This is a genomic window from Neisseria sicca (assembly GCF_017753665.1).
GTDB classification, from domain to species: domain Bacteria; phylum Pseudomonadota; class Gammaproteobacteria; order Burkholderiales; family Neisseriaceae; genus Neisseria; species Neisseria flava.
This window is the reverse complement of sequence record NZ_CP072524.1, coordinates 2,089,788-2,110,745: the sequence shown is the minus strand read 5'-3', so window position 1 is coordinate 2,110,745 and position 20,958 is coordinate 2,089,788. Positions and strand designations below refer to the sequence as shown.

General features: G+C 53.4%; 18 protein-coding genes and 1 pseudogene. 13 read left to right on the top strand and 6 right to left on the bottom strand.

From position 1 onward, the window contains the following. Window positions 1–191: 191 nt before the first annotated feature. On the bottom strand, window positions 192–920 hold the full coding sequence (locus tag J7445_RS10000; RefSeq protein WP_009312705.1) for an LOG family protein: 729 nt from the start codon (window positions 918–920) through the stop codon (window positions 192–194). Between the two features lie 205 nt (window positions 921–1,125). On the opposite strand from J7445_RS10000, the gene truC reads away from it, so the two are divergent. Next, the gene (gene truC / locus J7445_RS09995; RefSeq protein WP_070654989.1) at window positions 1,126–1,833 is read left to right on the top strand and encodes a tRNA pseudouridine(65) synthase TruC; all 708 of its coding nucleotides are present in this window, start codon (window positions 1,126–1,128) and stop codon (window positions 1,831–1,833) included. 148 nt (window positions 1,834–1,981) lie between these two features. Next, window positions 1,982–2,132 (top strand): annotated as a pseudogene (locus J7445_RS09990) (IS5/IS1182 family transposase); the annotation flags it as partial. Window positions 2,133–2,175: 43 nt separating this feature from the next. Here the strand turns inward: J7445_RS09990 and purB are convergent. From purB to sstT, 4 genes are all read right to left on the bottom strand, one after another. Beyond that, on the bottom strand, window positions 2,176–3,546 hold the full coding sequence (gene purB, locus J7445_RS09985) for an adenylosuccinate lyase (RefSeq protein WP_070442735.1): 1,371 nt from the start codon (window positions 3,544–3,546) through the stop codon (window positions 2,176–2,178). Window positions 3,547–3,646: 100 nt separating this feature from the next. Beyond that, entirely contained in the window at window positions 3,647–4,240 is a 594-nt protein-coding gene (locus J7445_RS09980) for a YdcF family protein (protein WP_209283028.1), read from the bottom strand. 419 nt (window positions 4,241–4,659) lie between these two features. Next, window positions 4,660–5,043 carry a DUF6979 family protein gene (locus J7445_RS09975; protein WP_070654995.1) on the bottom strand — a complete coding sequence of 128 codons (384 nt, stop codon included), beginning with the start codon at window positions 5,041–5,043 and terminating at the stop codon, window positions 4,660–4,662. Window positions 5,044–5,244: 201 nt separating this feature from the next. Next, window positions 5,245–6,468 (bottom strand): serine/threonine transporter SstT, encoded by a 1,224-nt coding sequence (gene sstT / locus J7445_RS09970; RefSeq protein ID WP_070654997.1) that lies wholly within the window; start codon window positions 6,466–6,468, stop codon window positions 5,245–5,247. Window positions 6,469–6,767: 299 nt separating this feature from the next. Between sstT and J7445_RS09965 the strand changes: the two genes are divergently transcribed. The 4 genes from J7445_RS09965 to J7445_RS09950 all read left to right on the top strand — a co-directional run bounded on the left by J7445_RS09965 (window position 6,768) and on the right by J7445_RS09950 (window position 14,766). Then, window positions 6,768–8,606: an autotransporter assembly complex protein TamA gene (locus tag J7445_RS09965; RefSeq protein ID WP_209283027.1), complete on the top strand. Its 1,839-nt coding sequence runs from the start codon at window positions 6,768–6,770 to the stop codon at window positions 8,604–8,606. Between the two features lie 89 nt (window positions 8,607–8,695). Beyond that, window positions 8,696–9,541 (top strand): mechanosensitive ion channel family protein, encoded by an 846-nt coding sequence (locus J7445_RS09960; protein WP_070655000.1) that lies wholly within the window; start codon window positions 8,696–8,698, stop codon window positions 9,539–9,541. A 181-nt stretch (window positions 9,542–9,722) separates the two neighbouring features. After that, on the top strand, window positions 9,723–10,217 hold the full coding sequence (locus J7445_RS09955) for a GlcG/HbpS family heme-binding protein (protein ID WP_009312456.1): 495 nt from the start codon (window positions 9,723–9,725) through the stop codon (window positions 10,215–10,217). Between the two features lie 340 nt (window positions 10,218–10,557). Further along, the gene (locus J7445_RS09950) at window positions 10,558–14,766 is read left to right on the top strand and encodes a translocation/assembly module TamB domain-containing protein (protein WP_209283026.1); all 4,209 of its coding nucleotides are present in this window, start codon (window positions 10,558–10,560) and stop codon (window positions 14,764–14,766) included. An 89-nt stretch (window positions 14,767–14,855) separates the two neighbouring features. Here J7445_RS09950 and J7445_RS09945 read toward each other — a convergent pair whose 3' ends face one another. Next, window positions 14,856–15,473: a tellurite resistance TerB family protein gene (locus J7445_RS09945; RefSeq protein WP_049227639.1), complete on the bottom strand. Its 618-nt coding sequence runs from the start codon at window positions 15,471–15,473 to the stop codon at window positions 14,856–14,858. 358 nt (window positions 15,474–15,831) lie between these two features. Here J7445_RS09945 and J7445_RS09940 point away from each other — a divergent pair, with 358 nt between their 5' ends. The 7 genes from J7445_RS09940 (at window position 15,832) to nuoF (ending at window position 20,838) form a co-directional block, all read left to right on the top strand. Continuing rightward, on the top strand, window positions 15,832–16,188 hold the full coding sequence (locus tag J7445_RS09940) for an NADH-quinone oxidoreductase subunit A (protein ID WP_003741940.1): 357 nt from the start codon (window positions 15,832–15,834) through the stop codon (window positions 16,186–16,188). Continuing rightward, a complete protein-coding gene (locus J7445_RS09935; protein WP_003677002.1) occupies window positions 16,179–16,661 on the top strand; it encodes a NuoB/complex I 20 kDa subunit family protein in 483 nt (160 codons plus the stop codon). The genes J7445_RS09940 and J7445_RS09935 overlap by 10 nt, the downstream gene beginning before the upstream one ends. A gap of 13 nt (window positions 16,662–16,674) precedes the next feature. Then, complete coding sequence (locus J7445_RS09930) at window positions 16,675–17,268, top strand: NADH-quinone oxidoreductase subunit C (protein WP_019270812.1); 594 nt, start codon at window positions 16,675–16,677, stop codon at window positions 17,266–17,268. Continuing rightward, window positions 17,258–18,514 (top strand): NADH dehydrogenase (quinone) subunit D, encoded by a 1,257-nt coding sequence (nuoD, locus tag J7445_RS09925; protein ID WP_003759415.1) that lies wholly within the window; start codon window positions 17,258–17,260, stop codon window positions 18,512–18,514. Before J7445_RS09930 ends, nuoD begins: the two co-directional genes overlap by 11 nt. Further along, window positions 18,514–18,987, top strand: coding sequence for an NADH-quinone oxidoreductase subunit NuoE (nuoE, locus tag J7445_RS09920; protein ID WP_070655005.1), 474 nt, complete (start codon window positions 18,514–18,516; stop codon window positions 18,985–18,987). Before nuoD ends, nuoE begins: the two co-directional genes overlap by 1 nt. Window positions 18,988–19,040: 53 nt before the next feature. Continuing rightward, window positions 19,041–19,436: a hypothetical protein gene (locus tag J7445_RS09915; protein ID WP_045072626.1), complete on the top strand. Its 396-nt coding sequence runs from the start codon at window positions 19,041–19,043 to the stop codon at window positions 19,434–19,436. 106 nt (window positions 19,437–19,542) lie between these two features. Next, a complete protein-coding gene (nuoF, locus tag J7445_RS09910) occupies window positions 19,543–20,838 on the top strand; it encodes an NADH-quinone oxidoreductase subunit NuoF (protein ID WP_003759417.1) in 1,296 nt (431 codons plus the stop codon). The last annotated feature ends 120 nt before the right edge of the window (window positions 20,839–20,958 follow it).

The following is a 20,958-nucleotide window of genomic DNA, read 5'->3' as shown; positions in this document are numbered from 1 at the left end:
AAGGGAATGTTCGCGGCGGCGTGGCTGCCTTGCGGCGAAAAGGTATTGTACCGAAATAGGCAGGGGTCGTCTGAGTCGTCTGAAACGATTCTATATCGGGTTAACTGGAAACCGATACGGCGTTGCAGCCTTGTCTTGATTTCAACCCAACCCGCAAGATTCAAACGGTTTTCAGACGACCTCCCAGCCCATCACAAGCCGAGCGACCACGCGTTGACGCCTTCGGAAAAATCTTCCAGACGGTTTTCGTAGTGCGCGAAGATTTCTTCGATGATTTCGTCTTCGCCGTCGATCAGTCGGATTAAATCCATATCGGCTTCCGAAATCAGCCCGCGCCCGAGCAGCTCTTTGCGTATCCAGTCCAACAAGCCCGACCAAAAATCCTTGCCCACCAAGATAATCGGGCGGTCAGGCGTTTTGCCCGTCTGCACCAGCGTCAGGCTTTCAAACAGTTCGTCCAGCGTGCCGAAGCCGCCGGGCATGACGACATACGCGACCGCGTGTTTCACAAACATCACTTTGCGCGGGAAGAAATGTTGGAACTTGATGGACAAATCCTGATACGGATTGGCTTTTTGTTCGTGCGGCAACACGATATTCAGCCCCACCGCAGGGCTTGCGCCCGCAAACGCGCCTTTGTTCGCCGCTTCCATAATCCCCGGCCCGCCGCCCGAAATGACAGAAAAACCGGCATCCGAGAGCTTGCGTGCCAGTCGCAGCGTAAATTCATAGTCAGGATGGTTTTCCGGCGTGCGCGCGCTGCCGTAAATGCTGACCGCAGGCTGAATTGCCCGCAGCTCCTCGCCCGCTTCGACAAATTCCGAAATAATCTTCAAAACATGATACGACTCCCGCGCCTGAATCTCGCGGCGCGCCTCATCGGGCAGCATGGGCTTGGGCAGTTTTTTGAGCAGGCTCACGGTTTTTCCTTCATCTTGTTAAACCCCCACATTGTAACCGACAGAACCCGAGGTCGTCTGAAAACGCAAACATGAACGGCAGCAAGTGTTCCTTATTTGAACCGAATCATGCGTTTCAGCCCGTTTACCCGCCCGAAAGGGACAAGATTGCCGTCGCAGCCGCGCCGCTTGCGTTACAATCCCCCATTTCCGCCCACATCCTGCCATGCTCGAAATCCTCTACCGCGACAGCCGCACCATCGCCGTCAACAAACCCGCCAGAATGCTCGTCCACCGGAGCTGGCTCGACCGCCACGAAACACAGTTCGTCATGCAGACCCTGCGCGACCAAATCGGACAACACGTCTATCCCGCCCACCGCCTCGACCGCCCCACATCCGGCGTCCTCCTGTTTGCCCTCGATCCCGAAGCCGCCCGCCTGCTGACGCAGCAGTTCGAACAAAAAACCACACACAAAACCTACTGGGCAATCGTACGCGGATATTTGCCCGACGACGGACTCATCGATTACCCCCTCAAATATCAGCCCGACAAAATCGCCGAATCCCAAACCGAAGCTACCCTCCAAGACGCCCAAACCCAATACCGCTGCCTGGCGCGCACCGAATTGCCCTTCCAATCCGCCGCCCGCTACCCGACCTCGCGCTACTCGTGGGCAGAACTCATCCCGTACACAGGCCGCAAACACCAACTGCGCCGCCACATGAAACACATCTTCCACCCCATCGTCGGCGACACCAACTACGGCGACCTGCGCCAAAACCACGCCACCGCCGCCCACCTCGGCACCACCCGCCTCATGCTCCACGCCCGCAGCCTGTCGTTCCAAAGCATCGAAAACGGCGAAACCCTGACCGTCTGCGCCGATACCGACGAGAGCTGGCGGATTTGGCTGGATAAGTTTGAAGCCTAAGCGAAAGGTCGCGCCAACAGGCAGGCTGGTGGCGCGGGTTCCGTATCAAAAACTAAGCCCGTAGCGTGGGTTTTACCCACGGAATGAATAGAAATGATTGGGTTCGGATGTCTGGGTTGAAAGTCGTGGGCAATGCCCACGCTACTCTTATAGTGGATTAAATTTAAATCAGGACAAGGCGACGAAGCCGCAGACAGTACAAGATAGTACGGCAAGGCGAGGCAACGCCGTACTGGTTTAAAGTTAATCCACTATATTTGACAAAAGGTCGTCTGAAAACCATCAGTTTTGGTTTTCAGACGACCTTTTGTTTCAACTCAATCTCAAATCATCAAGGCTGCATCAAATCCGTTTCGCCAATTCTTCCGCTTTGCCGATGTAGAGCGCGGGGGTCAGGGCGAGCAGTTGGGATTTGGCTTCGGCGGGGATTTCCAGCGATTCGATGAAGACTTTCAGCACTTCGGGCGTGATGCCGCCTTTGCCGCGCGTCAGGTCTTTCAGTTTTTCGTAAGGATTGGCGACGCCGTGGCGGCGCATAACGGTTTGAATCGGTTCGGCGAGCAGTTCCCAAGTGGCATCCAAATCGGCGACCAGTGCGGCGGGGTTGGGTTCGAGCTTGTTCAGGCCGCGCAGGTGGGCGGCGAAACCCAACACGGCATAGCCTACGCCTACGCCCATATTGCGCAGGACGGTGCTGTCGGTCAGGTCGCGCTGCCAGCGGGAGACGGGCAGTTTTTCGGACAAGAAGCCCAATACGGCGTTTGCCATGCCGAGGTTGCCCTCGGAGTTTTCAAAGTCGATGGGGTTGACTTTGTGCGGCATGGTGGAAGAGCCGACTTCGCCCGCTTTGACTTTTTGTTTGAAGTAACCCAATGAAATATAACCCCAAACGTCGCGGTTGAAGTCGATCAGGATGGTGTTGATGCGGCTGAGGGTTTGGAAGAATTCAGCCATGTAGTCGTGCGGCTCGATTTGGATGGTGTAGGGGTTGAAGGTCAGGCCGAGGCTGATTTCGACAAAATTGCGGCAGTGGGTTTCCCAATCGACGTCGGGATAGGCGACCATGTGGGCGTTGTAGTTGCCGACGGCGCCGTTGATTTTGCCGAGGAATTCTTGCGCCTGAAGGTTTTTGAACTGGCGTTGCAGGCGGTACACGATGTTGGCGGTTTCTTTGCCCAAGGTGGTCGGCGTGGCGGGCTGGCCGTGGGTGCGGCTCATCATGGGGACGGCGGCAAGGTCGTGCGCCATGCCGGTGAGTTTTTCGATGATTTCGGCAAGTTTGGGCAGGATGACGGTTTCGCGCGCTTCTTGCAGCATCAGGGCGTGGGACAGGTTGTTGATGTCTTCGCTGGTGCAGGCAAAGTGGATGAACTCGCTGGCGGCGGCGACTTCGGGGACGCCGGCGAAGCGTTCTTTGAGCCAATATTCGATGGCTTTGACATCATGATTGGTGGTCGCTTCGATGGCTTTGACGGCGGCTGCGTCTTCCAGTGAAAAGTTTTCGATGACTTTGTCGATTTCGGCAAGCGTGAAATCGCTGAAGGCGGGAATTTCGGTGATTTTCGGTTCGGCGGCGAGGGCTTTGAGCCAGCTCAATTCGACTTTGACGCGCGCCCTCATCAGGCCGTATTCGGAGAAAATCGGACGCAATGCTTCAACAGATTTGGCGTAGCGGCCGTCTAGGGGGGAAAGTGCAGCGATAGGGTTGATCATGTCGGAGTCCTGTCGGTAGGTCGGTCAAACGGTTAAATCAAACAGTCAAATTGTTTGCAATTATACATGATTTAACGATATGCATTCGGGTCGTCTGAAACTACAACCTGCCCTTCAAAGCGTTTTTGACAAACGCCGCCGACTCGCGCAATACCGTGAAACCATAGCCGCCGTAAGGTTCGGAACAAAACGGCGCGGCATACACCTGAATATCGTGCCCCTGCCACTGCTTGTCCGCCATCATCCGCGCCCGCGCCAAATGAAAACCGGCGCTGACAATGACGACGCGCGGGCTGTTTTCGATAAATTTTCGGCTGAACACGATGTTTTCAAACGTATTGCCCGCTTCCCGTTCCTGAATAATGTCTGCCTTCGATACACCCATTTTCTCCGCAATCATCTGCATATTGCCCGCAGAGGACTGCAAATCACGGCTGACTCCGCCCGTCATCACCAGCTTTTTCACCTTGCGGGCACGATACAGCTCGACAGCCGCTTCAACGCGCGCCACCAAACAAGGATTCAGACGACCCCCTTCATAAGCACGGGTCGAAAGCACAACCGCAGCATCCGCCGGACGCACCGTATCCGCATCCAACCGCGACACCCAAAAATCGCGCCACATGATCCACAGCGGCAAAAGCGCGGCGGTAAAGAATAAAACCAATATAAAAACGAGGGTTTTTTTGAGCATCCGAATCCTAAAATGATGAAAGTAGTTGGAACGCGGCTGTACAGGCAGGTTCCGATTATTCCTCAATTTTACGAAATTCATACATCAAAAGGTCGTCTGAAAACAGGATTTTCAGACGACCTTTTATTTAGGTTTAGGTTATCTTTCTGTCGTAGCGGAAAGCTTGTGTGGCGTAAGAGGGTGGGAGTGCATGTCAGGGACCTATATCTGATTCAAAAGTCCGACCTGCCTAAACTGCACAGTATATCGGTTTAAAATAGAAACCACTTAATGCCGTCATTCCCGCGCAGGCGGGAATCCAGACATTCGGTTGTTGCACAAGAAAGGTTAGATGCTAAAAACACAAGCGAAAAAGACCGCACTTTATAAAAAGTGCGGTCTTTTTTTGTAATGTTTTGATAGCGTGGTTTCAAACCCCGTTATTGGATGAGTCCTTCATTCCATAATGCGATAACCACATCAAGTTGGCTATTATGTTTCTTTTCTTCTCCAATGATTTTTTGAATTTCTGCCCAAAGTTCAGCTTTTTTATTTGCCCAAGACATATCTTTTTTTAATAAATGGATGGCAAGAATTGCATATTCTGCATTTTTAGATTCTTTCTCTTGTGGTGTTTGAATAGAAATTCCTTTTATTTTTCCCGCGTAGCACAGCCCGAAAAAGGCATTTTTAGGACATCCTTTCACTCTAGCTGAATGACTGTTAGTAAACTCTTGAACTGCTTCCGTCCATGCTTTTTTAATATCGTGTGTATAAGCGAATAGCTCTACGGCTTTTACAGCTGTTTTTCCATATAAATTCATATGTTCAACTCACGCAAAGCGCGAATTTTAGCATTGGCAGAACAGCAAAAACAACAAATCGCCCGAGAAAATCAAGAGCAGAAACATCGTAAACGGCTCAAGCAACAAGAGCGTGAGACCGCGCTTTTATATGTGTTATAGAAAAAAGGTCGTCTGAAACTTCAGACGACCTTTTTGACTTTTTGCGAAACAACCGGCTCTTTAACCTTTGCGGCGGCTGCCTAAGTCGGCGGCGGCGGTAAAGAGTACGTCGGTGGAGGAGTTGAGGGCGGTTTCGGCGGAGTCTTGGATCACGCCGATAATCATGCCGACGCCGACGACGCGCATGGCGAAGTCGTTGTCTATGCCCAAGAGGCTGCAGGCAACGGGGATCAGCAGCAGCGAGCCGCCGGCAACGCCGGATGCGCCGCATGCGCCGACAGTGGCGACGAGGCTCAGGAGCAGGGCGGTTGGGTAGTCGACGACGATGCCTTTGGTGTAGGCGGCCGCCATGGCTAAGACGGTAATGGTAATCGCTGCGCCTGCCATGTTGATGGTTGCGCCCAGCGGGATGGAGACGGAGTAGGTGTCTTCATGTAGGCCGAGTTTTTTCGCCAATGCCATGTTGACGGGGATGTTGGCGGCGGAGGAGCGGGTAAAGAAGGCGTAGAGTCCGCTTTCGCGCAGGCAGGTGAAGACCAGTCCGTAAGGGTTTTTGCGGGTTTGCGACCAGACGATGAGCGGATTCACGACGAGGGCGATGAATGCCATGCTGCCGAGCAGGACTGCCAGCAGGCGTCCGTAGCTGAGGAAGGCGGCAAAGCCGGTTTCGGCGACGGTTTGGGAGACCAGTCCGAAAATGCCCAAGGGGGCGAAACGGATAACCCATTGTACGACGGTGGTAACGGCTTCGGAGAGGTCGGAGACGACTTGGCGGGTGGTGTCGGAGCCGTGGTGGCGCAATGCGGAGCCTAAAACCAACGCCCATGCGAGAATGCCGATGTAGTTGGCTTGCGCGATGGCGTTGATCGGGTTGGACACGAGCTTCATCAAAAGTTCTTTGAGGACTTGGACGATGCCGGAGGGTGGTGCGAGGGTGGAGGCGGCTACGTCTTTAAACACCAGCGCGGTCGGGAATGCCATACTGGCGGCAACGGCGACTGCGGCGGCGGCAAATGTGCCGAAGAGATACAGAATAATGATGGGTTTGATTTTGGCTTCGCCGCCTTTGCGGTATTGCACCAGCGCGGCGGTTACTAAGACAAACACCAATACGGGGGCGACGGCTTTCAATGCGCCGACGAACAATTCGCCGAGCAGCCCTGCGCCCAAGCCTGCTTTCGGGGAGATGGTACCGACCAATACGCCCAACATCAAACCGATGATGATTTGCGGTACGAGTCCGATACGGTTGACTGCGTTTAGCAGTGGATTACCACTTGCCATGATACATCCTCTTACTTTATGTGTTAAGAAACGTTGCATTTTAAAAGAAAATATCAATTATTGTGTAGGTTTACATATTAAATTGATTATCGTGGCGAAAAATGCCTGATTTTTTGGAGAATTGGGCAGTTTGTGCTGTATTTTTCGGGCTGAGAGGAGTTAATGTGTTTTGCTTCTGTCGCGCAGAGGCAGGGGTATCCGCCTTTTCAGACGACCCCTCTGCCTTGAGTCGGGTTTTAAACCCGATTGAAAATAATGGTAGAATTTAAAACTCTTCTGTCGTTGAAACATTTTTTGCCATGACCAGACTGACTTCGCCCATTTTGATTGCCTCACTCGCTCTTGCCTACGGACACGCAGCCGCAGCCGATCTGCCGCGTGCCGAAGACTACGAACCGATTCCCGGCTTCAAGCAGGGCGGGCAATCCGAGCAGGCTGACAAAGTAGGCAAACTGACGCCCAAATTTCCCGTCAAAATCGAAACCAAAAACAGCGAAGTCAAATCCATGCTCGAAGAATACCTGCCGCTGATTACCCAGCAGCAGGACGAAGAGTTGGACAAAGAGCAGGTCGGCTTCCTCGCCGAAGAAGCGCCCGACAACGTCAAAACCATGCTCAAAACCAAAGGCTATTTCAACGGCAGCGTCAACGTCCAAGACAACGGTTCGAGCTACACCGTCGCCGTCAACCCCGGCCCGCGCACCAAAGTCGACAACGTCAGCGTCGCTATCCTCGGCGACATCCTTTCAGACGACAACCTTGCCGAGTATTACCAAAAAGCCATGCTCAACTGGCAGCAGCCCGTTGGCGAATACTTTGACCAAGACGGCTGGAGCGGCAGCAAAACCTCCGTCCTCAGCGCAGTAACCCGTAAAAAATACCCGCTTGCCAAACTCAGCAACACCCAAGCCACCGTCAATCCCAACAACAACACCGCCGATTTGAACGTGATCGTCGAAAGCAACCGTCCCATTTATTTCGGCGACTTTGAAATCACCGGTACCCGCCGCTACCCCGAAAACGTCGTCGCCGGTCTGGCACGCTTCAAACCCGGCGCGCCTTACGATCTCGACCTCTTGCTCGACTTCCAACAAGCGCTCGAACAAAACGGACATTACTCCGGCGCATCCGTCCAAGCCGACTTTGACCGCCTCCAAGGCGACCGCGTGCCCGTCAAAGTCAACGTCACCGAAGTCAAGCGCCACAAACTCGAAACCGGTATCCGCTACGATTCCGAATACGGTCTCGGCGGACGCATCGGCTACGACTACTACAACCTCTTCAACAAAGGCTACATCGGCTCCGTCGTTTGGGACATGGACAAATACGAAACCACCCTTGCCGCCGGTATCAGCCAGCCGCGCAACAGCGATGGCAAATATTGGACGACCAACACGTCCTACAACCGCTCGACCACCCAAAACCTTGAAAAACGCGCCCTGACCAGCGGTATTTGGCGCGTACGCGACCGCAACGGCATCGAATCGCTCCTCGGTATTGAATTTATTACCGAAGAACGCAAAGTGCCCGATACCAATTACGACCTCGGCCGCAGCCATGCCACCATGCTGACCGCCTCGTGGAAACGCCAAAACATCGAAACCGAACTGCGTCCCGAAAACGGCTACTACCTCGACGGCAAAATCGGCGTAACGCTGGGCAAGCTCCTTTCTTCCACCGCCATGGCGCGCGCCACCGCCCGCGCAGGCTATTTCTACACGCCTGAAAACAAAAAACTCGGTACCTTCATCGTCCGCGGACAAGCAGGCTACGTTTACGCCCGCGAAGGTGAAAACGTGCCTTCCAGCTTAATGTTCCGCACCGGTGGCGCCTCTTCCGTACGCGGTTACGAACTCGACAGCATCGGTCTGGCAGGTCCGAACAATTCCGTCCTCCCCGATAGGGCATTACTGGTCGGCAGCCTCGAATACCAATTCCCGATTACCAAAAGCGTATCCGGCGCCGTCTTCCACGATTTCGGCGATGCCGCAGGCAACTTCAAACGCATGAGCATGAAACACGGTACCGGCCTCGGCGTGCGCTGGTTCAGCCCCGTCGCCCCGTTCTCCTTCGACGTTGCCTACGGACACCAAGACAAGAAACTCCGTTGGCACATTAGCTTGGGCACAAGGTTTTAAGGTCGTCTGAAAATGTGGACAGGCTTGCTGCAAAACCAATCAATATCCAAATTTCCAACCATTCTTTAACCATAAATAAAATAAAAATCATGAATTTCGATCTTGAAAACCTCTCGTCATTCTCAGGCTGGGAACGTCTCGTTGAAACCGGTATGGCATTCGGTACCAACCTCGTTGCGGCGTTGGCGATTTTCTTTGTCGGCAGATGGATAGCTTCCCGCCTTGTTATTTTGATGAAAGCTGCGCTAACCCGTGCCAAAGTAGATAGAACGCTGGTGAGCTTTCTGGGCAACGTAGCTAATATCGGCCTGTTAATCCTGATTATTATTGCCGCGTTGGGCAAGTTGGGCATTCCGACCACGTCGGTTACCGCATTAATCGGCGGCGCGGGCTTGGCGGTAGCTTTGTCGCTGAAAGACCAACTGTCGAACTTTGCCGCCGGTGCGCTGATTATCCTGTTTCGTCCGTTTAAGGTTGGTGATTTCATCAAAGTAAACGGCTTCGAAGGTACCGTGAGCGAGATTAAAATGGTGCAGACCGCGCTGAGTACGCCGGATAACGAAGAAGTCATCCTGCCCAACAGCGTCGTTATGAGCAACAGCATCGTGAATCGTTCTTCCATGCCACTGTGCCGCGTGCAGGTGGTGGTCGGCGTCGATTACGCCTGTGATTTGAAGGCCGCCAAAGCCGCCGTCTTGAAAGCCGCCACCGAGCATCCCTTGTGTGTGCAGACCCAAGGCAAAGAGGCAGTAACATATATTACCAACTTGGCCGACAGTGCCATCGAAATCACGCTTTGGGCGTGGACGAACGAAGCCGATTTGGGCGCGTTCCGCTTCGGGCTGAACGAGCAGGTAGTGGAAAACCTGCGTGCCGCCAATATCAATATTCCTTTCCCGCAGCGAGACGTGCATATCATCCAGAAGCAGGGGTAAGTTTCGGATTGGCGAATCCGACCTGCTGAAACCTTGGGCATGCGTTGTTTGAAATCCAAAGCCCATTCAAGGTCGTCTGAAAACCTATCTCATGGTTTTCAGACGACCTTTATTCTTCCCGCCGACAGGCATACAATCAAAAGTGCAGTACCTTTCATTGATTCAATACAAGGAGACAGTTATGCGCGGCATAAAATCAGTTGCATTGTTGTGTACTTTGGCATTGGGTGCACCGGCGTTTTCGGCGGGTTTGACCAAAACGCTGCCGGGCGATTTGACGACGGCTCAGGCGCAGGCGGTGGTGCAGGCTTCGATGAAAAAGGCGCGTGAAATCAAGGTGCCGATGAATATCGCGGTCATGGACGCAGGCGGTAATTTGAAGGCGTTTGCGCGTATGGACGATGCGTTTATCGGCAGTATCGATATTGCGCAGAAAAAGGCGAAAACGGCACGCTATTTCAATATGTCCACCCGCGATTTGGGCAAGGCTTCGCAGCCGGGCGGTGAGCTTTACGGCATTGAGGTGACCAACGACGGTTTGGTGATTTTTCCCGGCGGTGTGCTGCTGGTGGATAAAAACGGCGTTATCGTTGGCAGTGTCGGCGTGAGCGGCGGCTCGGTCGATGAAGACGAAAGTGTCGCGAAAGCAGGTGCGGCGGTATTGTCGGGCAGGTAAGCCGCAACTTGAGGCAAAACCCGACGTATTTCTTTTCATTGATTTGCGTTGGGTTATTGAAATACGCAGAGGTCGTCTGAAAATGCGGGTCTAAACTCCCGCAGTCTTTTCAGACGACCTTTTTGCATTTGTTGACATTTTTACCGCTTCGGGCATGACGTTCGGGCATACGGGGTCGTCTGAAACCTGAAATGCTGTCTTTCCCAAGCACAATTCGCTGCAATGGGATATGATTATCCTTTTTCAGACGACCTGTCTTGATATGGGGTCGTCTGAAAAGCCGATTCCGTCGGGTGCGGCGGAGTCCTGAGAAGCCGTTAAGCCATACAAGAAAGCCAAGATGTCCGAAACAGCAGTCCAAGAAACCCAAAAAACGCCAAACAGTGTGCCTACGTCGTCTGAAACACAACCCACCCCGCCCAAGCGCAAGAGACGCTGGTTGCGGGGTCTGTTGCTGACGTTGGTTGTGCTGGTGTGCGCGCTGGCGGGCTTTATCGGCTGGCTGGTGGGGACGGAATCGGGTTTGCGTTTCGGTTTGTACAAGATTCCGTCGTGGTTTGGCGTGAAGATTGCGTCGGAAACGCTGGAAGGTACGCTGGTCAAGGGCTTTCACGGCGATAAGTGGATGATTGAAACGGATGGGGCGGATGTGAAAATCAGCGCGTTCCGTTTTGATTGGAAGCCGTCCGAGCTGTTTCAGCGCAGCCTGCACATTACTGAAATTGTGGCGGGCGATATTGCGGTCGTGCCGAAGCCGACGCCGCCTAAAGAGAAAAAGCCGTCTAAAGGACTGCCTGAGAGTATTGATTTGCCTGTGTTGGTGTTCGTTGACCGTTTGGAAACGGGCAGGCTCAGTGTAGGCAAAAATTTTGACAAGCAGACGGTCTATCTCGACCATCTGAATGCGGCATACCATTACGATCAGAAAGAACACCGCTTGGATTTGAAAGCCCTCGATACGCCGTGGAGCAATTCGACGGGTTCGGCGGTGGTCGGGCTGGAGAAGCCGTTTGCGCTCAATACGACGATTCAGACGAAGGGCGAGCTGGAAGGCGAGACGATAGAGGGTAAGGCGCGTCTGTGGGGCAGTTTGCAGGATGTGCAGACTGAAATTCTGCTGGACGGCGACAATGTGCATTTGTCGGCGAAATCTACGGTGCATCCGTTTGCCACTTCGTTGGACAAGATGATCGGCGAGGTGCTGGTCAAGGGTTTCAACATCAATCCGACCGCTTTCCTGCCGTCGCTGCCTAAGGCAAACCTGACGTTTGACGCGACCGTCGTGCCTTCGTTTACGCACGGTATCGCGCTGGACGGCTCGCTCGACTTGGAAAACAAGGCGGCGGGTTTTGCCGATGCAAAATCCATTCCGGTGCGCAATATTCTGGCGGACTTTACCATCAACGACAACGGCGTGGTAACCGTCCAAGAGTCTGAAATCGGGCTGTTGGAGGAAGGTTCGTTCAATGTCGCCGGTACGGTCGATACGGTGAAAAATGCGCTTGCGCTCAAGATTAATGTGAACAACCTGGTTTCAGACGACCTTGTCCGCACCAATGTTGCCGGTCAGTGGAACGGATTTATCAGCGTCAACGGCGAAACCGCCTCGCCCGCTGTCGATTGGAATCTTGAAAGCGGCAACGCGCAACTCTCCGGCCTGTTGTCCTTCGTTACCGACAGAAAACTCGGTCAACGCACCCTCAAGCTCGACCGCGTCCGCATCGCACCGCAAAACGGTGGCGAACTGACGGCGCAAGGTTCGCTCGAACTTTTCAAAGACCGCCTGCTCAAGCTCGATATTGACAGCAAAGCGTTCAATCCGTCCCGTCTCGACTCAAAACTGCCCGCCGGCAGCGTCAACGGCACCATCAATCTCTCAGGCGAACTGGCGAAAGAAAAATTCGCCGGCAAAATGCAGTTTGCGCCGAGTACGTTAAACAACGTCCCCCTCAGCGGCAAAGCCGACGTCGTTTACGAATCCGGACACCTCCCGCGCGCGCTGACCGACCTGCGTTTGGGCAACAATATTGTCAAAACCAACGGCAGCTTCGGCAAAAAAGGCGACCGCCTCAATATCGACATCACCGCTCCCGACCTTTCCCGTTTCGGTTTTGGACTGGGCGGGCTGCTCAACACGCGCGGCTATATTTCAGGCGACCTCAAAGGCGGGCTGAAAACCTACGAAGCCGACCTCTCCGGCGAAGCGCGCGCCCTGCGTGTCGGCGATGCCGTCAACATCCGCATGCTTGACTTCAAACTCAAAGGCACGCCCGACATCAACCGTCCGCTTGCCGCCGACATCAAAGGCAGCCACATCGCCCTTTCCGGCGGCACGACCGTCATCGATGCGGTTAATCTGTCCCTCAACGGCACGGGTGCGCAACACCGCATACATGGCACCAGCAGCATGGCGTTGGACGGCAAACCCTACAAATTCGAAGTCAACGCCGCAGGCGGTCTGAACAAAGACTTCAATCAGTGGAAGGGCAGCGTGGACACGCTCGACATCGGCGGCGCGTTCAACCTCAAACTGCAAAACCGCATGAACCTCGAAGCAGGTGCGGAGCGTGTTTCCATGAGCGCGGCTCGTTGGAGCGCGATGGGCGGCAGCCTCAACCTGCAAAACTTCGTTTGGGACAAAAAAGCCGGCATCACCAGCAAGGGCAGCGCGCAAAGCCTGCACATCACCGAGCTGCAAAACTTCGTCAAAATCCCCGTCGAACACAACTTGGTACTCGGCGGCGATTGGGATTTGGCGTACAGTCAAAACGCCCGCGGCTACCTCAACATCAACCGCCAAAGCGGCGACATCATCCTGCCGAACAAAGACCCGAAAAAACAGATGCCTTTGGGCTTAAGCGCGCTTTCCCTGCGCACCCGTTTCCAAAACGGCCGCATCGACAGCACGCTTGAAGGCAATACCCGTTTCGGCAGCGTCAACGCCAATTTGGGCATCAGCCAGCAGTTCGGCAACAAAATCGCCAACGCGCCCATAAGCGGCAAAATCAACCTCAACGTCCCCGACTTGGGTGCAATCAAAACCTTCCTGCCTGCTACCGCGCAAGGCATTACGGGTCGTCTGAATGCCGCCGCCACCATAGGCGGGCGCGTCGGCGCACCTACCGTTGCCGCCACCTTGAACGGCACCAGCAACTACGGCACTGCCGAAGGTACGGTCAACATCGGACAAGGCGCCAGCATGGACACCGCGCCTTTGAGCGGCAAACTCAACCTCAACGTCGCCGACCTCGAAGTCTTCCGCAATTTCCTACCCGTCGGACAAACCGTCAAAGGTCGTCTGAATGCCGCCGTCAGCCTTGGAGGACGCGTCGGCGAACCGCAGCTTTCTGGTACGCTCAACGGCGAAAACCTCTACTACCGCAACCAAACCCAAGGCCTCATCCTCGACAACGGCGTTTTACGTTCCCATTTGCAGGGGCAACGCTGGGTCATCGACAGCCTCAAGTTCCACAAAGGCGGTACGCTCGAGCTTAAAGGCTCCGTCAACCTTGCCAACGCCGACCCTGACGTTAACGTGGATGTCGTCTTCGACAAATACGACACCCTTTCCCGTCCGAACCGCCGCCTGCGCCTCTCCGGCAGCGCGAAAGTGCAATACAACCAGCAAAAAGGCGTGTTTCTCAACGGTACGTTGAACAGCGACTACGGTATGTTCGGTTCGCAAAAATCCTCCATGCCCTCGTTGGACGACGATGTCGTCGTGTTGGGCGAAGAGAAAAAACAAACCGCCGCCGTGACGCCTATCAACCTCAACCTCACGCTCAACCTCAACGACAACATCCGTTTCGTCGGTTATGGCGCAGACATTACCATAGGCGGCAAGCTGACCATCACTTCCCGCCCGGGCGAAGCCATCCAAGGCGTCGGTACGGTGAAAGTCGTTAAAGGCCGCTACAAAGCCTACGGTCAAGACCTCGACATCACCAAAGGTACGGTTTCTTTCGTCGGTCCGTTGAACAATCCTAACCTGAACATCCGCGCCGAACGCCGTCTTTCTCCTGTTGGGGCAGGTGTCGAAGTCCTCGGCAGCCTAAACAATCCGCGCGTGACCCTCGTTGCGAAAGAAGCGATGAGTGAAAAAGACAAGCTCTCTTGGCTCATCCTCAACCGCGCCAGCAGCGGCAGCGACGGCGACAATGCCGCCCTTTCCGCAGCAGCAGGCGCGCTGCTTGCCGGACAAGTCAACGACAGGTTGGGACTCGTGGACGATTTGGGCATCACCAGCCAACGCAGCCGCAACGCCCAAACCGGCGAACTCAACCCTGCCGAACAAGTATTGACCGTCGGCAAACAGATTACCAACAATCTCTATGCAGGTTACGAATACGGTATTTCCAGTGCCGAACAGTCCGTCAAACTCGTGTACCAGCTCACGCGCGCCATCCAAGCCGTTGTCCGCGTCGGCAGCCGTTCATACGGCGGCGAGTTGAAATACACCATCCGTTTCGACAGGCTCTTCCGTTCGGATTACGAAGACGACCGCAAAATCGAAGAAGCGGAAAAACAAAAAGCCGCGCAAATGCAATAACGCCGACTGAAAGGAAAAGGTCGTCTGAAAACCACACTTTAGGGTTTTCAGACGACCTTCTTTATATTTTTAAGTCTGCCTGCTTATTATCAAGCCAAATCAAGCTGCTTTTCCAAATTCTCCACCAACTGGTCATCCAGTTTCAAGGCTTGCGACAGTCGGCTTAAGAACACGATTTCTTTACGGGATAAATCGGCACACACCAATCTTGCTGCTAGATAGGTTTCCGCGGCCAAAGCTTCGTCGTTGCCGACGGCCGCTGCGATTTCCTCGACTGTTGCCGGTCTTTCATATTCGGCGGCAAGCCAGGCGGCGATTTCTGCATCTGTACCGCTTTCACGGGCAATGACCTGTTTTTCCGCTTCATCAATCAACCCGTCCGATGCGGCGGCTGCAATCATGGTGCGCAGGATGACGCGGCTGTGTGTTTCGGCAAGTTGGCCGACAGGTTCGAACGCTTGTTGCGGCAATTCGGATTGGTTGCGGTTTTGCTGCCAGCTTTGATAGCCTTTGTAGGCAATATAACCCAAAGCTGCGACCGAACCGGCCTTGACCAGTTTTTTGGTGTTTTTCTTTTTCATCAGCATAGAAGCCAGTCCTGCCACTAATGCGCCACCGCCGAAAGAATTAAGCGGGCTGTCGGATACGGATCGGCTGTTTTTTTGAACCGTTCCCAAAATTTGGTTGAGCAGATTGTTGAAATTCATTGTGATTGTCCTTTTTGAGGGTGGGTTTTTAAATCATATGGGTATTCAGACTTAAAACAAGGCATGGAGGTGTTAAAGGATGCAAATGCTTATGAAGCATAGGGGAGGTCGTCTGAAAATCAAATCGGGCAGGGTTTCGGGATCGTTAAGCATTACCTGCAAAAAGGATGGCGAACTGTCCGCAAGAGATAAATAAAACAGTAAGAAACAAAACACAAATAAGAATCGTTATCATAAACTTATTGAATTTATTAGGATTTTTTTAACAGTTGACCGACATTTACCTTTAAATGGATTTTGAAATTCGATAAAATAGCAGGATATTAAGATTTGTCTGTCAACCAGTTAGGCATAAACCATGTTGGCCAGTTACTTTCCCGTCCTCGTATTCATCCTCGTCGGCCTCGCTGCCGGCGTGCTGTTTATCCTGCTCGGCACGATTTTAGGTCCGAAACACCACTACGCCGAAAAAGACGCGGCTTACGAATGTGGTTTCGAAGCCTTTGAAAACGCCAGGATGAAGTTTGACGTGCGTTATTATCTCGTCGCCATCCTGTTCATCCTCTTCGATTTGGAGGTTGCGTTTATGCTGCCGTGGGCGGTGGTGTTCAAAGATTTGGGCGCATACGGCTTCTGGTCTATGCTGGTGTTTATCGTCGTTCTGACGGTAGGCTTTGTTTACGAATGGAAAAAAGGTGCGCTGGAATGGGAATAGAAGGCGTTTTGAAAAAAGGTTTCATCACCACCAGCGCGGATACGGTGCTGAACTATATGCGTACCGGTTCGCTGTGGCCGGTTACTTTCGGTTTGGCCTGCTGCGCCGTGGAAATGATGCACGCGGGTATGGCGCGTTACGACCTTGACCGTTTCGGCATTATTTTCCGTCCGTCGCCCCGTCAGGCAGACCTGATGATTGTGGCGGGTACGCTCACCAATAAAATGGCGCCCGCCCTGCGCCGCGTGTACGACCAACTTGCCGAGCCGCGTTGGGTATTGTCTATGGGTTCGTGTGCCAACGGCGGCGGCTACTATCATTATTCTTATTCCGTCGTGCGCGGTGCCGACCGTGTCGTGCCGGTGGACGTTTATGTGCCGGGTTGTCCGCCGACTGCGGAAGCCCTGATTTACGGTCTGATGCAGCTCCAACAAAAAATCAAGCGCACTTCCACCATCGCTCGGGACGAGTAGGGCAGGGAACGATATGGCAAGCATTCAAAACTTATACGATACCGTCAGCCGCGTTTTGGGCAATCAGGCAAGCAAAGTCATTTCCGCTTTGGGCGAGATTACCGTCGAGTGTCTGCCTGAACATTATGTTTCAGTGATGACCACGTTGCGCGACCATGAAGAACTGCATTTCGAGCTTTTGGTTGATTTATGCGGCGTCGATTACAGCACTTACAAAAACGAAGCATGGCAGGGCAAACGTTTCGCCGTTGTCAGCCAGCTTCTTTCTGTTAAAAACAATCAGCGCATCCGCGTGCGCGTCTGGGTTTCAGACGACGATTTCCCCGTGGTCGAATCTGTGGTTCCCGTTTACAACAGCGCGGATTGGTACGAGCGCGAAGCCTTCGATTTGTACGGCATCATGTTCAACAACCATCCCGACTTGCGCCGCATCCTGACCGATTACGGTTTCGTCGGACATCCGTTCCGCAAAGATTTCCCGATTTCCGGCTATGTCGAAATGCGTTACGACGAAGAGCAAAAACGCGTGATTTACCAACCTGTTACCATCGAGCCGCGCGAAATCACGCCGCGTATCGTCCGTGAGGAGAACTACGGTGGCCAATAAATTAAGAAACTACACCATCAACTTCGGCCCGCAACACCCTGCGGCGCACGGCGTATTGCGTATGATTTTGGAGTTGGAGGGCGAAACCATCGTCCGTGCCGACCCGCATATCGGCCTCTTGCACCGAGGTACCGAAAAACTGGCGGAAACCAAAACCTATCTGCAAGCCCTGCCTTATATGGACAGGCTGGACTACGTTTCCATGATGGTCAACGAGCAGGCGTATTGCTTGGCGGTAGAAAAACTTGCCGGAATTGATGTGCCTATCCGCGCCCAATACATCCGTGTCATGTTCGCCGAAGTAACGCGTATCCTCAATCACTTGATGGGCATCGGTTCGCACGCCTTCGACATCGGCGCGATGACTGCCATCCTCTACGCCTTCCGCGACCGCGAAGAGCTGATGGACTTGTACGAAGCCGTTTCCGGCGCGCGTATGCATGCCGCCTACTTCCGTCCCGGCGGCGTTTACCGCGACCTGCCCGACTTCATGCCCAAATACGAGAGCAGCAAATTCCGCAACGCCAAAGTATTGAAGCAGCTCAACGAATCCCGCGAAGGCACCATGCTCGACTTCATCGACGCCTTCTGCGAACGCTTCCCGAAAAACATCGACACACTCGAAACCCTCCTGACCGACAACCGCATCTGGAAACAACGTACCGTCGGCATCGGCGTCGTCTCCCCCGAGCGCGCCATGCAAAAAGGCTTTACCGGCGTGATGCTGCGCGGTTCGGGCGTGGAATGGGACGTACGTAAGAAACAGCCGTATGAAGTGTACGACCAAATGGATTTCGATATTCCCGTCGGCGTCAACGGCGACTGTTACGACCGCTACCTCTGCCGCATGGAGGAAATGCGCCAATCCGTACGCATCATCAAACAATGTGCCGACTGGCTGCGCGTCAATCCCGGCCCGGTCATTACCACAAACCACAAATTCGCCCCGCCCAAACGCACCGAAATGAAAACAGGCATGGAAGACCTGATTCACCATTTCAAACTCTTCACCGAGGGTATGCACGTTCCCGAGGGTGAGACCTACACCGCTGTCGAACACCCGAAAGGCGAGTTCGGCGTTTACATCATTTCAGACGGCGCAAACAAACCCTACCGCCTGAAAATCCGCGCACCCGGCTTCGCCCATCTGCAAGGCATGGACGAAATGGCAAAAGGCCACATGCTCGCCGACGTTGTTGCCATCATCGGTACGCAGGACATCGTATTCGGGGAGGTTGACCGATAATGTTATCCGCAGAATCCTTAAAACAAATCGACATCGAGTTGGCAAAATATCCCGCCGACCAACGCCGTTCCGCCATCATGGGCGCGTTGCGTATCGCCCAAACCGAAAAAGGCTGGCTCGCCCCCGAAACCATCGCCTTTGTTGCCGACTACATCGGCATCACGCCGGCGCAGGCATACGAAGTCGCCACTTTCTACAATATGTACGACCTCGAGCCGGTCGGCAAATACAAACTGACCGTCTGCACCAACCTTCCCTGCGCCCTGCGCGGCGGCATGGATACCGGCGAATACCTGAAGAAAAAACTCGGTATCGGCTACGGCGAAACCACGCCCGACGGCAAATTTACCCTCGTTGAAGGCGAATGCATGGGCGCATGCGGCGACGCTCCGGTCATGCTGGTTAACAACCACAGCATGTGCAGCTTTATGACTGAAGAAGCGATTGAGAGGAAACTTGCGGAACTGGAGTAGGTCGCGGGTTTACTTGAAAAATAAATTTAATTTTGAATAAATGGAAGAAAGCTATGCAATTAGATAAAGAGAAATTTGATTGCTTGTATCGTTATTTAATTTTAGTGGCACAGAACAAGCGTGTCGTAATGTACCACGAATTAGAAAGTGTGTTCCGATTAAGTCATAAATTAGTTGGTTTGTATGCTGGTGCAATTGGTGATTTTTGTTTAGAGCAAAATTTACCTTTGTTAAACTCCCTAATTGTTAGTGCACAGGAATGTCAGCCTTCCGACGGGTTTGCTAACTATTTAGAAAAAAGTGGAATGGATAGTTGGGGAGATTGTCTTGTTAAATGTTGGCAAGAATATCACGTTACTACTACACAAGTACAAAAACGTGGAAATTATCAGGGTATTACAGATTTAATTGATGATTCAAAAGTTTTAAGTTCTATCTTTACTAAATAAAATAAATTCATAGCAAAGTAAGTCGGATCTAGACTCAACAAATATGTTTTCAGGTCGTCTGAAACAGCGGCCGCAACCGATACGAAAACGAACAGGCACACCAAAAATGGCTATTTACCAATCAGGCGTGATTTTTGACCAAGTGGATACCGCCAATCCCGACTGCTGGACATTGGACGAATACGTCAAACGCGGCGGTTACAGCGCGCTGCGTAGAATCCTGTCCGAAAACATCTCGCAAACCGACGTGATTGACGAAGTCAAAACCTCCGGTCTTCGCGGGCGCGGCGGTGCGGGCTTCCCGACCGGTTTGAAATGGAGCTTTATGCCCCGTTCCTTCCCCGGCGAAAAATACGTCGTCTGCAACACCGACGAAGGCGAACCGGGTACGTTCAAAGACCGCGACATCATCATGTTCAACCCCCATGCCCTGATTGAAGGCATGATTATCGCCGGTTACGCGATGGGTGCGAAAGCGGGCTATAACTACATTCACGGAGAAATTTTCGAAGGCTACCAACGCTTTGAAGCCGCTTTGGAGCAGGCGCGCGCCGCAGGCTTTTTGGGTAAAAATATTTTGGGTTCGGACTTTGAATTCGAACTCTTCGCCCACCACGGCTACGGCGCATACATTTGCGGCGAAGAGACCGCATTGCTCGAGTCGCTGGAAGGCAAAAAAGGCCAGCCGCGCTTCAAACCGCCGTTTCCCGCTTCGTTCGGCCTGTACGGCAAACCGACCACCATCAACAATACCGAAACCTTCGCCTCCGTACCGTTTATCGTCCGCGACGGCGGTCAGACGTTTGCCGACAAAGGCATTCCGAATGCAGGCGGTACTAAATTGTTCTGTATTTCCGGTCATGTCGAGCGTCCGGGCAACTATGAAGTGCCGTTAGGCACACCGTTTGCCGAAATCCTGAAAATGGCGGGCGGTATGCGCGGCGGTAAAAAACTTAAAGCCGTTATTCCCGGCGGTTCGTCTGCGCCAGTTTTGCCTGCCGATATCATGATGCAGACCAATATGGACTATGACTCGATTTCCAAAGCCGGCTCCATGCTCGGTTCCGGCGCGATTATCGTGATGGACGAAGACGTGTGCATGGTCAAAGCCCTCGAACGCTTAAGCTACTTCTACTACGACGAGTCTTGCGGCCAATGTACGCCTTGCCGAGAAGGTACGGGCTGGCTCTACCGCATTGTCCACCGCATCGTAGAAGGCAAAGGCCGCATGGAAGACTTGGATTTGTTGGATTCCGTCGGCAACCAAATGGCAGGCCGCACCATCTGCGCCCTCGCCGACGCCGCCGTTTTCCCCGTCCGCAGCTTTACCAAGCATTTCCGCGATGAGTTTGTGCATTACATTGAACACGGCGGACCGATGAAGCCGAATAAGTGGTGTTGAGGTTTCAGACGATCTGAGTATCGGTGTGTTTGGGATTCACCAACGACTTGATTCCCTCTCCCGCTCGCGGGGGAGGGTTAGGGTGGGGGTGGTGCTTGGAATATTTTGAAACAGATTTTT

Bases quoted from the DNA above. Each gene is read 5' to 3' on its own strand.
- J7445_RS09945 (WP_049227639.1), bottom strand. From the start codon at position 15,473: ATGAATTTCAACAATCTGCTCAACCAAATTTTGGGAACGGTTCAAAAA.
- J7445_RS09915 (WP_045072626.1), top strand. From the start codon at position 19,041: ATGCAATTAGATAAAGAGAAATTTGATTGCTTGTATCGTTATTTAATT.
- J7445_RS09965 (WP_209283027.1), top strand. From the start codon at position 6,768: ATGACCAGACTGACTTCGCCCATTTTGATTGCCTCACTCGCTCTTGCC.
- J7445_RS09980 (WP_209283028.1), bottom strand. From the start codon at position 4,240: ATGCTCAAAAAAACCCTCGTTTTTATATTGGTTTTATTCTTTACCGCC.
- J7445_RS09935 (WP_003677002.1), top strand. From the start codon at position 16,179: ATGGGAATAGAAGGCGTTTTGAAAAAAGGTTTCATCACCACCAGCGCG.
- J7445_RS09975 (WP_070654995.1), bottom strand. From the start codon at position 5,043: ATGAATTTATATGGAAAAACAGCTGTAAAAGCCGTAGAGCTATTCGCT.
- nuoF (WP_003759417.1), top strand. From the start codon at position 19,543: ATGGCTATTTACCAATCAGGCGTGATTTTTGACCAAGTGGATACCGCC.
- truC (WP_070654989.1), top strand. From the start codon at position 1,126: ATGCTCGAAATCCTCTACCGCGACAGCCGCACCATCGCCGTCAACAAA.
- J7445_RS09930 (WP_019270812.1), top strand. From the start codon at position 16,675: ATGGCAAGCATTCAAAACTTATACGATACCGTCAGCCGCGTTTTGGGC.
- nuoE (WP_070655005.1), top strand. From the start codon at position 18,514: ATGTTATCCGCAGAATCCTTAAAACAAATCGACATCGAGTTGGCAAAA.
- J7445_RS09950 (WP_209283026.1), top strand. From the start codon at position 10,558: ATGTCCGAAACAGCAGTCCAAGAAACCCAAAAAACGCCAAACAGTGTG.
- sstT (WP_070654997.1), bottom strand. From the start codon at position 6,468: ATGGCAAGTGGTAATCCACTGCTAAACGCAGTCAACCGTATCGGACTC.
- J7445_RS09955 (WP_009312456.1), top strand. From the start codon at position 9,723: ATGCGCGGCATAAAATCAGTTGCATTGTTGTGTACTTTGGCATTGGGT.
- purB (WP_070442735.1), bottom strand. From the start codon at position 3,546: ATGATCAACCCTATCGCTGCACTTTCCCCCCTAGACGGCCGCTACGCC.
- J7445_RS09960 (WP_070655000.1), top strand. From the start codon at position 8,696: ATGAATTTCGATCTTGAAAACCTCTCGTCATTCTCAGGCTGGGAACGT.
- J7445_RS09940 (WP_003741940.1), top strand. From the start codon at position 15,832: ATGTTGGCCAGTTACTTTCCCGTCCTCGTATTCATCCTCGTCGGCCTC.